The following is a 10,560-nucleotide window of genomic DNA, read 5'->3' on the forward strand; positions in this document are numbered from 1 at the left end:
GTCAACGTCCTGTGGGCCATGATTCGCGACGGAGCGTGCTACCAAGCCATACCACCGGTCACGGCAGCGGCTTGACATCAGCATTGGGAAGCTCCATCAGTTCGTCAGCGACGACTGGGCGCAGAACTACGGGCACTGCGCGACGCAAAGGGCTCCACCTTGGACGAGGCCGCACGCGCGGCCGGATCCGGGTGGGACAAGACGCGACTCTCCCGCGTCGAGCGGGCGCAGCTGGGCATCAAGCCTGCGGTTGTGGAGTTGCTGCTCGACGCCTACGACGTTACGGACGCGGACAAGCGGGAGGTGTTGATTTCCCTTGCCCGCGCCGGCGCACGCCGTGGATGGTGGCAGACGTACAGCGACATCATTTCACCGGCCTACGCGGAATTGATCGCCTTGGAGGCGGACGCGAAGAGCTTGAGTACGTATCAGACCCTTCTGATCCCAGGCCTACTTCAGACCGCCGCTTACGCTCGCGCTGCGATGTCCGGCATCAACCGGGCATCGACCGCCGAGGAGGTGGATGCCCTCGTTCAAGTTCGGATCGCGCGCCAGGCTGTGCTGTCGCGGCCCGTTCCACTCAAGTTGTGGGCGATCATCCACGAGGCCGCCCTCCGCGTGGACATCGACAGTCGGACGATGCGGGCGCAGCTCCAGAACCTGCTGGACCAGGCAGAGCGGCCCAACGTCTCGATACAGATCATGCCCATCGCCAAAGCACCTCATCCTGGCATGTCCGGCCCCTTCACGGTCCTCGGCTTCCCCGAGAGCGCCGATCTCGACGTCGTCCTCGTCGAGCACCTGGCGTCTGCGCTGTACGTTGAGAGTGCCGCAGACGTGTCGGAGTATGGAGCAGCCTTCGAGCACTTGCGGGCCGAAGCGCTCCCTCAAGACAAGTCTGTTGACCTCACCGCAGACATCTTGGAGAAACTCAGATGAGCAAAATCGAAAACGCCGCAGCGACCACCCTCGTGTGGACGAAATCCAGCTTCAGTGGCGCCACGAACGACTGCCTCGAAGTGGCCCCCGGTCAACTCGTCGGCGCCGTGCCCGTCCGTGACTCCAAGAACCCCACCGGGCCTGCGCTCGTCGTGACCGGCGCACAGTGGACGGCGTTCGTGGACGCCGTCAAGGGCGGGCAGCTCTAAGCACCCGCCGCACCGCTCGACGTGTCCCGGCTCAAGGCCGGGGCACGTTGCGGAGGTTGGAGCGGGCCATCTGGAGCATTCGGCCGACGCCGCCGTCGAGCACGATCTTGCTGGCGGACAGGGCGAAGCCGGTCACCATCTCGGCGCTGATCTTCGGCGGGATCGACAGGGCGTTGGGGTCGGTCACCACATCCACCAGGGCCGGTCCCTTGTGCCGGAAGGCGTCCTTGAGGGCCCCGGCGAGCTGCTTGGGCTTCTCCACCCGGACCCCGTAGGCCCCCGCCGCGCGGGCGATCGCGGCGAAGTCCGGGTTGTGGTTCGTGGTTCCGTACGAAGGCAGGCCGGACACCAGCATCTCCAACTCGACCATGCCGAGCGAGGAGTTGTTGAAGAGGACGATCTTCACGGGGAGGTCGTACTGCACCAGGGTGAGAAAGTCCCCCATCAGCATCGAGAAGCCGCCGTCGCCCGACATCGAGATGACCTGACGGCTCCGGTCGACGAACTGCGCACCGATGGCCTGCGGGAGGGCGTTGGCCATCGAGCCGTGGCTGAAGGAGCCGATGATGCGCCGCTTCCCGTTCGGGGAGAGGTAGCGCGCGGCCCACACGTTGCACATGCCCGTGTCCACGGTGAACACCGCGTCCTCGTCGGCGAGTTCGTCCAGGACGGCGGCCACGTACTCGGGATGGATCGGGGTGTGCTTCTCCACCTTCCGCGTGTACGCCTTGACCACGCCCTCCAGGGCGTCCGCGTGCTTCTTCAGCATCCGGTCCAGGAAGCGGCGGTCCGTCTTGGCCTTGACCCGGGCGTTCAGGCAGCGCAGCGTCTCGCGCACGTCGCCCCAGACCGCGAGGTCCAACTTGGAGCGGCGGCCCAGGTGTTCGGGGCGCACGTCCACCTGGACGATCTTGACGTCGTCGGGCAGGAAGGCGTTGTAGGGGAAGTCGGTGCCGAGCAGGATCAGCAGGTCGCACTCGTGGGTGGCCTCGTAGGCCGCGCCGTAGCCGAGCAGCCCGCTCATGCCGACGTCGTAGGGATTGTCGTACTGGATCCATTCCTTGCCGCGCAGGGCGTGCCCGACCGGTGACTTGATCCGGCCCGCGAACTCCATCACCTCGGCGTGCGCCCCGGCCGTACCGCTGCCGCAGAAGAGGGTGACCTTGTCGGCTCCGTCGATCATCCGGACCAGCGCGTCGATCTCGCCGTCACCGGGCCGGACCGTCGGCCGGGTGGTCACCAGCGCGTGTTCGACCGACTTCTCCGGGGCGGGCAGCGAGGCGATGTCCCCGGGCAGGGCGACCACGCTGACCCCGCCGCGGCCGATGGCGTGCTGGACGGCGCTCTGCAGGAGCCGGGGCATCTGCTTCGGGTTGGAGATCAGCTCGCTGTAGTGGCTGCACTCGCGGAAGAGCTGATCGGGGTGGGTCTCCTGGAAGTAGCCGAGGCCGATCTCGCTGGAAGGGATGTGCGAGGCCAGGGCCAAGACCGGAGCCATCGAACGGTGGGCGTCGTAGAGCCCGTTGATCAGGTGGAGGTTGCCCGGGCCGCAGGAGCCCGCGCAGGCGGCGAGCCGCCCGGTGATCTGGGCCTCGGCGCCGGCCGCGAAGGCGGCCGTCTCCTCGTGGCGGACCTGGATCCACTCGATGTCACCGGTCCGGCGGATGGCGTCGACGACGGGGTTGAGGCTGTCCCCCACGACCCCGTACATCCGGCGCACCCCGGCGCGCACGAGGATGTCGACGAACTGCTCCGCCACATTCTGCTTGGCCATGGAGGCGCGCCCCTTACGGTCCGGCGATCCGGCGATGCCGGTGTGCGCCTCCCATCCACGCACGGCCGGGCCGGTTACGCCTCCCAGACCGCGGCGGCGGTCCGGTCGTCGGCGTACCCCTTGAGCCGGAGCTGGGTGTCCGCGAGGAAGGCCGCGAGGCCCGGCGGGTCCTGCCCGGCCCAGCGGGCGGCCAGCTCGGCGGGCAGGGCCGCCTCCTCGCGCATCGGTTCGGCGAGCCCGCCGGAACACAGCAGCAGGGTGTCTCCCGGCCGGGCCACGGTGGCGCGGAAGCGGAAGCCGCCCGGGACGCCCTGACCCGCGGGCGCGGCCGGAGCGGGCAGCGCCGCGACCGCCGGGAGGGTGGTCCCCACCGGTTCCAGGTCCTGCCACTGCCCCTCCCGCAGCCGGAACAACCCGCCCGTCCCGGCGCCGAAGGAGACCCTGGTCCGGCACGCGGTGTCCACGGGGAGGAGCAGGGCGCGCAGCCCGGCCGTGTACTCCTCGTCGGGCAGCCCGAGCTCGGCGGCGCGGGCCCGCAGCCGCCCGTACCCCCGGTCGGTGAGCCGTTGCAGGCCCGAGCGAAGCGCGTCGCGCCGCCCCGCCCGGATGTCGTCGCCGAGGCGGCCCTGGCTGCGGCCGACGGCCGCCGCGACCCAGTGGCACACCTCGGCGGCGGCGTCCTGGGCGCCGGGCGCCGCGCGGTCCCCGCCCGCGAGGGCGATCAGCACCAGCGCGTCGTCCCCGCCGCCGAAGCGGGCCGTGAGCAGGACGTCGCGGCGGCTCTCGCCGCGGAAGCGGGCGGAGTCCCCGCGCACGGAGGCGGCCCGCAGGGTGTAGGTCCCGTGCCGGGCGCCCTCCAGGACGGTGTCGGGCACGAGGGCGTGGAGGGCCGCCGGGTCCGCCACGGGCAGGGGGCCGGGCTCGGCCGCGTACGTCGGCGCCCGGTCCCCCAGATGGCGTACCTCGGGGCGCTGCGCGGGCCCCGCGGCGGGCGGTGCCGTGGGCCTCGCGGCGGGCTCCGTCGCCTCCGCCTCCGCACCGGTGACGGCCGGGCGGCGCGGATCCGCGTGCCGCGGTTCGGCCCGGCGCGGCTCCGGCAGCACGGGCGGCGCCGCCACGGGCAGCGGGGGCGGCGGCTCAGGGGGCGCGGGCGGCACCGCCACGTCCCCGAGCGCGTACCCGGTGGGGGCCGCGCGCTCCTCCGCGGGCGCCGCCTCCCGCACCGGCGCCGTCGCCTGCGCCGGCAGCGCTGCGAGGGGTGCCGCCTCCGGTTCCGGCTCCACCTCCCGCACCAGCACCGATGCCGAGCTGAACCGGCTGTCGAGCGTGTCGGCGGGATCGGCCGGTACCGGGCCGGAGCCGGGGCCGCCGGGTCCCGGCTCCGGCCCGGCCGGGTCCTCGTACAGCTTCTGCCACCAGTCGTCCGCGTCCCCCTGCTGACTCATGCCCCTAGTGTCGGCCGCCCGGGGCGGGGGAAAACGCGGAACGCGCCGAAAGGGGCCCGCCGGGCTACTGCCCGGCGGGCCCCCGGCCCTGTGATGACGAACGGATCAGCGAACGCCGTAGGCGCGTCCGACCATCTGGGTGACGGTGGCGCCCTTCGCGTCGGTCAGCTCGATCTTCAGCGAGACCGGCTTGCCGCTCGCGCCGGTGTGGTCCACGACCGCGCTCCAGCGGCCGCCCTGCTCGGCGACCGCGGCCGCGGTCCAGTGCTCGTTGTCGTACGAGTACGACAGCTTGACGCCCTTGAGGGCGCCGGGCGCGTAGCCCGCGTGCCCGGTGACGGCGATCCCGATGCGCTGTCCGCCCCGTGCGGCGACGGTCTTCAGGCCGTCCTCGGGCAGGGTCAGCGACGGGAACAGGATCGGCAGCGGGGTCGAGTACGCCGCCGCGTCGAGCGCGGAGCGGAAGGACCAGGTGGTCTGCACGCCCTGCGAGCGCTGCCAGTCCCGGGCCGGGCCGCCGATCTTCTCCAGGGTCTGGGTCAGCTCGTAGGCGCCCTGCTCGGCCGGGACCTCGAAGACGCCGGCGTTCGGGTACCAGCTGGAGCCGACCTCCACCCCGTCCCGCTTGAGGGTCAGGCCGCCGATGTCACCGAAGGAGCCCGGCAGCGCGTAGTGCCCGCTGTCGCCCCACATCGCGGAGGAGAAGCCGATCAGGTTGCCCTGACGCTCGGCGGCCAGCACCGGCTTCCCGCTCGCGTCGCGCACGCCGACCGGACCGATGACCCCGTCGTACCAGCTCTCGGAGCGCTGGGCCCCCTTGGTGTAGGTCCGCTGCTGGTCGGTCATCAGCTCGCCCCAGGGGAAGCTGCTGGAGACCATGTGGTCCCAGGCCGTGTCCCCGGCGCTGTAGTACTCGGTGCGCTCCCCCGGGACCGCGACGGTGTCCAGGGAACCGAAGTAGACGGCGGTGCCGCCCGGCCGGTAGGCACCGGCCAGGTCCATGTAGGCGGAGGCGGCGCCCATCGCGCGGTAGGTGGAGCGGACGGTGGCGAGGTCGCGGTCGCGCACCCGGTAGCTCCGCTCGCCCCGCAGGGAACCCTGCTCGATCTGGGCGAGGTTGTAGACGTACGGGCTCTTCGCCGTGCCCGTCCAGCTCAGCGTGACCTTGCCCTGCACGAGCCGCGCCCGCAGGGCCGTCGCCTCGGCGCTCTCGATGGACAGCGCGGGCAGCGAGCCGCCGGTGTAGCCGTTGAAGCCGATCCAGCGGCCGGGGGCGTCGCGGTGGGCGAGGACGGCCTTGGCGCCGGCCGCCTTCGCGTTGTTCGCGAGGTCGTAGAGCGAACCGTCCGCGGTCTTCACCAGCACGATCGCGCCCTTGGCGCCGGCCGCGGCCAACTCCTCGGGGGTGCCGTTGCCGGCGTCGACGAGCGGGGCGCTGCCCCGGCCGTCGAGGTTGTCGCTGCCGGTGGAGGCGGTGATGGGGTGCAGGGCCGGGCCGCCGGCGACCTTCAGTTCGGCGAGCAGGGGCGCGGCCTGGCGCCAGTAGCTGCCGAATTCGAAGCCGCCCTCGGAGGCGCGGCCTTCGACGGAGGCGTAGAACCCGCGGATGGTGCGTCCGCCCATGGCGGTGCCGGCGTGCAGCCAGTTCGGGTCCCAGCTGCGGGCGAAGGCGAGGGTGGCGGCGCGGGTCTCGGTGGGCCGGTCGGCCTCGATCGCCAGGCGCCCGGCGGTGCGGGCGTCCAGGACGACGGTGGTGTCCTTCTTCACCTCGACCTGCGGGCGGCCGAGGTAGGTGAGGGAGTCGACCATCGGGTTGTCGCCGGCGCTCCCGGCGTCGGGGGTGGCGACGAATGAGGAGAGGAAGTACGAGCCCGGGCGCAGCCGGTAGATCTGGTCGGCGGAGCCGTCGTTGAAGCGGCGCTCGCCGGTGGCGTTGTCGGTGCCGATGACGTCGAGGGAGGACGGCCCGGCGGCGGGCCTGCCCGAGCGGTCGAGGAGCTTGACGCGCAGGGTGACGGTCTCCGGCTCCACGTACAGCGAGAAGGGGGTCGAGACCCGCAGGCCGCCGGGGCCGGTGGCGACCACCCGGCCGGTGACGTCGCCGTACTGGCTGCGCTCCAGGCGCGCCGCGGGGTCGAGGGCGAGGGGCACCTTGACGGTGGCTCCGGCGGGGACGGTCACCGTGCGCCGGTCCAGGCGGGCGACCTGGCTGCGGACGGCCGAGCCGTCGTTGCCGGCGAGGTGCTCGATGCCGAGTTGCAGGGTGACCGGCGTCTTGCCCGCGTTGGTGTACGGGACCTCGACGGTGCTCCGGTCGCTGCGGTCCTGCGGCCAGTTGTACGCGCCGCCCTGGACGGCGGGGGCGGAGGTGACGGTGGTGTCGATGGCCCGCTTCACGTCGAGCCGGCCGCCGCCGGTCTCCCGGACGTCGCCCGGGATCGCGGTCTCGGCGGAGCCGACGAGCGCGGCCTTGATCTGCTGGGAGGTCCAGTCGGGGTGGCGCTGCTTGACGATGGCCGCGGCGCCCGCGACGTGCGGGGTGGCCATCGAGGTGCCGGACATGGACTGGTAGGCGTACACCCCGCGGCCGCCCATGTTGGCGGCGGAGATGCCGACGCCGGGGGCGGCGATCTCCGGCTTGAGGGTGTGCAGGAGGCCGGCCGGTCCGCGGCTGGAGAAGGAGGCGGTGCTGTCGTCGCGGTCGACGGCGCCGACGGTCAGCACGCTGGGCGCGCAACCGGGCGAGGAGACGGTGTTGTCGCCGGGGCCGCTGTTGCCCGCGGCGATGACGAAGAGGGTGCCGCTGTTCTGGGCGAGCTTCTCGGCCGCGGCGCTCATCGGGTCGTCGCAGGCGGTCTGGGAGGGGTCGCCCAGGCTCATGGAGACGACGTCGGCCTTGCTCTCGACGGCCCATTCCATGCCCGCGATGATCCAGGAGTCCTGGCCGTACCCGGAGTCGTTGAGGACCTTGCCGCTGAGCAGCCCGGCGCCGGGCGCGACGCCCTTCTTGGCGCCGCCGCTGGCGGCTCCGGAGCCGCCGACGGTGGAGGTGGTGTGGGTGCCGTGGCCCTGGCGGTCGGCGTCGGTGTCGGAGTCGGTGAAGTTCTTCGACTCGACGATCCGGCCCTTGAGGTCGGGGTGGTCGAGGTCCACGCCGGTGTCGAGGACGGCGACCTTGGTGCCCGTGCCGTCGTAGCCGGCGGCCCAGGCGGCGGTGGCATTGACCTGCTTGGTCGAACGCTCCAGGTTCGCCTGGACCTTGCCGTCCAGCCACAGCTTCTTCAGGCCGCCCGCGCCGCGCGAGCGGGCGGCGGCCTTGGCGGTGACGTCCGACCAGAAGGTGGCCGCCTGCGCCTTGTCGGCCGAGAGCGCGACCGCGCCGATCGAACCGAGGACGAGCGAGCGCTCGGCGCCGCGCGGGGCGACCGGGGCGCTGCGGGCGGTGTCGAGTCCTTCGTAGACCGCGATCAGGGGCAGCTTCGCGGCGTGCGCGTCGTCGTAGCCCTGCCGGATCAGGCCGGTGACGTTGAAGAGTTCCGCGTCGACCGTGCCCGCCGCGAGCGCCTTGACCGCGCTCTCGGGGTAGACGTAGACGTCCTTGCCGGACTGCCGGGTCTGCACGAGCGGCTGGGAGCCGTCCTCGCGCGGCAGCGCGGTGGCCGCGGTGCGGCCCGCGGCGTCCGTGGACACCAGGATCTTGTCGCCGGTGACCAGCGTGACGGTCGCCGCTCCGGCGCTCTGGCGGGCCGCCGCCGCGCTCCCGGTCAGTGGTCTCTTCGCCGGCCCGCCGTCGCTCGGCTGCGCCGCCGAGGTTCCGACGGCAGTGACGGCCAGGACGGCCGCTGTGGCCGCTCCCAGCGCCGTGCGCGATATCGGGCGCATCGCTCTCCCCAGGTGAATTCCGGCCAACGGTTGCATTGCACGGCAAAGCTGCCGCGTAAATGGCTTCTGGCCAGCGGATGTTGGTGCTGCGGTGGCGTCACCTTGGCAGAGCGGCGGGGGGTGCGGTGATGATGTCCACGGCGGGTTTGTGCCGTGGCCGCTTCCCGCCATAAGCGGGTGGCCGCGGACCGGGTGGAGAGTGGGTGGACGGGTTGCTGGGTGCGATAGGCCTGGACGAGGGCCAGGAGTCGGCGTACCGCGCGCTGGTGGCGCTGGGAGCGGCGGAGGTCCCTGACCTCGCGCACCGGCTGACACTGCCGGTGCCGCAGACCGAGCGGGCGCTGCGGCACCTGGAGCGCCAGGGGTTGGCCGCGCAGTCCTCGGCCCGGCCCGGCCGCTGGGTGGCCGCGCCGCCGGGGGTGGCGCTGGGAGCGCTGCTGACCCAGCAGCGGCACGAGCTGGAACAAGCCGAGTTGGCGGCGGTGCTGCTGGCCGAGGAGTACCGGGTGGAGGCGGCGGAACCGGCCGTCCACGACCTGGTCGAGGTGGTCACCGGGGCGAGCGCGGTGGCGCACCGCTTCGTCCAGCTCCAGCTGGGCGCGACGCAGGAGGTGTGCGCCCTGGTGACCGGGCGGCCGCAGGTGATGACGGGCACGGAGAACGAGGCGGAGGAGCACGCCAGCGTGCGCGGGGTGGACTACCGCGTGGTGATCGAGCGCGAGGTGCTGACCCTGCCGAGGGGGCTGCGGGAGGCCTCGACGGCGCTGGGCCGCGGCGAGCAGGTCCGGGCGACGGACGAGGTGCCGACGAAACTGGTGATCGCGGACCGGAGCCTGGCGATGGTGCCGCTGACGGCCCGGACCGCGGAGCCCGCGGCGCTGGTCGTGCACGCGTCGGGGCTGCTGGAATCCCTGATGGGGCTCTTCGAGGCGGTGTGGCGGGAGGCGCTGCCGCTGCGGCTGGGGGCGGGCGGCACGGTCGACGAGTCGGACGGCGGCCCCGACGCCACGGACCTGGAGATCCTCTCGCTGCTGCTGGTGGGGATGACCGACGCGAGCGTGGCCAAGCACCTGGAGCTGGGGCTGCGGACGGTCCAGCGGCGGGTGAAGGGGCTGATGGAGACCGCGGGGGTCACGACCCGGATGCAGCTCGGCTGGCACGCGTACGAACGGGGCTGGGTGGCCCGATAGCCCCGGGTCGGTCACGCTGATCAGATGGATCTGCCTCAGCTGCTCCTGGTGGGCCTGGTGCTGCTGCTCGGGGTGCTCGGGGTGCTGGTGCCGGGTGTCCCCGGGACGCTGCTGGTCTGGGCCGGCCTGCTGTGGTGGGCCATGCACGAGCGGACGGCGCCCGCGTGGTCTCTGCTGGTCTCGGCGACGGCGCTGCTGCTGGTGGTGCAGGTGGTGAAGTGGCAGCTGCCGCCACGACGGCTGCGGGGCGTGGGCGTCACCCGCCGGATGGCGGTGTACGCCGGTGCGGGCGCCCTCCTCGGCTTCGTCCTGGTCCCCGTGCTGGGCGCGGTGCCGGGCTTCATGGGCGGCATCTACCTGTGCGAGCGCCGCCGCCTGGGCAGCCACGGCGAGGCGGTGACCTCGCTGCGGTCGGTGATGCGGGCGGTGGGCACGAGCGTGCTGGTGGAGCTGTTCGCGTGCCTGCTGGTGACGGGGGCGTGGCTGGCAGTGGTGGCGACGGGCGGCTGAGGACCCCTGCGGGGGGGGACCGGGTCCACAGCCCTAGGGCCGGAGCCCGATGCGGTGGGCGGCGGGGGCTGTGAGCCTGGTGCCATGACGCAATTCACGGGGTTCAGCGAGGCGGAGAGCGCCTATCTGCGGTCGCAGCACCTGGGGCGGTTGGCGACGGTGGACGCGGCCGGGCAGCCACAGGCCAATCCGGTGGGGTTCTTCCCCCAGGAGGACGGCACGGTGCTGGTCGGGGGGCTGGCCATGGGCACGACGAAGAAGTGGCGCAACCTCCAGGGCAACCCGCGGCTGTCGCTGGTGGTGGACGACCTGGTGAGCACGCGGCCGTGGCGGGTGCGGGGGATCGAGATCCGGGGCACCGCCGTGCTGGAGGTGGGGCCGCACGCACTGGGCCCCCACTTCAGCCCGGAGGTCATCCGCATCCGCCCGACCCGCGTCCTGTCCTGGGGACTGGAGCCGCAGCCGTAGCCGGTTTCCGGCCGATCCCCGCGGTGGGGGGCCCCCCCGGGGGGGGGGGGCCCCCCCGCCCGGGCGGGGGGGGGCCCGCCCCCGGGGGGGGGGGTGGGGCCCCCCCCCCCGGGGGGCCAACCCCCCCCCCCCCCGCCGGCCGA

At 73.1% G+C, this 10,560-nt stretch carries 8 protein-coding genes; 5 read left to right on the forward strand and 3 right to left on the reverse strand.

The annotated features are described in order from the left end of the window. The first annotated feature begins 114 nt into the window (after positions 1 to 114). Together ACIBEA_RS35765 and ACIBEA_RS35770 are read left to right on the forward strand one after the other, a co-directional pair. The gene (locus tag ACIBEA_RS35765) at positions 115 to 939 is read left to right on the forward strand and encodes a helix-turn-helix domain-containing protein (RefSeq protein WP_399267470.1); all 825 of its coding nucleotides are present in this window, start codon (positions 115 to 117) and stop codon (positions 937 to 939) included. Then, on the forward strand, positions 936 to 1,148 hold the full coding sequence (locus ACIBEA_RS35770; RefSeq protein WP_399267376.1) for a DUF397 domain-containing protein: 213 nt from the start codon (positions 936 to 938) through the stop codon (positions 1,146 to 1,148). The genes ACIBEA_RS35765 and ACIBEA_RS35770 overlap by 4 nt, the downstream gene beginning before the upstream one ends. Before the next feature lie 31 nt (positions 1,149 to 1,179). Here the strand turns inward: ACIBEA_RS35770 and ACIBEA_RS35775 are convergent, their stop codons facing one another. The 3 genes from ACIBEA_RS35775 to ACIBEA_RS35785 all read right to left on the reverse strand — a co-directional run bounded on the left by ACIBEA_RS35775 (position 1,180) and on the right by ACIBEA_RS35785 (position 8,249). Beyond that, the gene (locus ACIBEA_RS35775; RefSeq protein ID WP_399267377.1) at positions 1,180 to 2,922 is read right to left on the reverse strand and encodes a pyruvate dehydrogenase; all 1,743 of its coding nucleotides are present in this window, start codon (positions 2,920 to 2,922) and stop codon (positions 1,180 to 1,182) included. Between the two features lie 74 nt (positions 2,923 to 2,996). After that, positions 2,997 to 4,367 (reverse strand): protein phosphatase 2C domain-containing protein, encoded by a 1,371-nt coding sequence (locus ACIBEA_RS35780; RefSeq protein ID WP_399267378.1) that lies wholly within the window; start codon positions 4,365 to 4,367, stop codon positions 2,997 to 2,999. A gap of 105 nt (positions 4,368 to 4,472) precedes the next feature. Then, positions 4,473 to 8,249 carry a S8 family peptidase gene (locus ACIBEA_RS35785; RefSeq protein WP_399267379.1) on the reverse strand — a complete coding sequence of 1,259 codons (3,777 nt, stop codon included), beginning with the start codon at positions 8,247 to 8,249 and terminating at the stop codon, positions 4,473 to 4,475. A gap of 212 nt (positions 8,250 to 8,461) precedes the next feature. Between ACIBEA_RS35785 and ACIBEA_RS35790 the strand changes: the two genes are divergently transcribed. The 3 genes from ACIBEA_RS35790 to ACIBEA_RS35800 all read left to right on the forward strand — a co-directional run bounded on the left by ACIBEA_RS35790 (position 8,462) and on the right by ACIBEA_RS35800 (position 10,417). Beyond that, on the forward strand, positions 8,462 to 9,439 hold the full coding sequence (locus ACIBEA_RS35790) for a helix-turn-helix domain-containing protein (RefSeq protein WP_399267471.1): 978 nt from the start codon (positions 8,462 to 8,464) through the stop codon (positions 9,437 to 9,439). Between the two features lie 24 nt (positions 9,440 to 9,463). Then, positions 9,464 to 9,949: a DUF456 domain-containing protein gene (locus tag ACIBEA_RS35795; protein ID WP_399267380.1), complete on the forward strand. Its 486-nt coding sequence runs from the start codon at positions 9,464 to 9,466 to the stop codon at positions 9,947 to 9,949. A gap of 84 nt (positions 9,950 to 10,033) precedes the next feature. Continuing rightward, positions 10,034 to 10,417 carry a PPOX class F420-dependent oxidoreductase gene (locus tag ACIBEA_RS35800; RefSeq protein ID WP_399267381.1) on the forward strand — a complete coding sequence of 128 codons (384 nt, stop codon included), beginning with the start codon at positions 10,034 to 10,036 and terminating at the stop codon, positions 10,415 to 10,417. The last annotated feature ends 143 nt before the right edge of the window (positions 10,418 to 10,560 follow it).

It is taken from the genome of Streptomyces sp. NPDC051555 (genome assembly GCF_044454405.1).
Classification (GTDB): domain Bacteria; phylum Actinomycetota; class Actinomycetes; order Streptomycetales; family Streptomycetaceae; genus Streptomyces.

Coding starts and splice junctions, on each gene's coding strand:
- ACIBEA_RS35770 (WP_399267376.1), top strand. CDS start 936: ATGAGCAAAATCGAAAACGCCGCAGCGACCACCCTCGTGTGGACGAAA.
- ACIBEA_RS35775 (WP_399267377.1), bottom strand. CDS start 2,922: ATGGCCAAGCAGAATGTGGCGGAGCAGTTCGTCGACATCCTCGTGCGC.
- ACIBEA_RS35780 (WP_399267378.1), bottom strand. CDS start 4,367: ATGAGTCAGCAGGGGGACGCGGACGACTGGTGGCAGAAGCTGTACGAG.
- ACIBEA_RS35785 (WP_399267379.1), bottom strand. CDS start 8,249: ATGCGCCCGATATCGCGCACGGCGCTGGGAGCGGCCACAGCGGCCGTC.
- ACIBEA_RS35795 (WP_399267380.1), top strand. CDS start 9,464: ATGGATCTGCCTCAGCTGCTCCTGGTGGGCCTGGTGCTGCTGCTCGGG.
- ACIBEA_RS35800 (WP_399267381.1), top strand. CDS start 10,034: ATGACGCAATTCACGGGGTTCAGCGAGGCGGAGAGCGCCTATCTGCGG.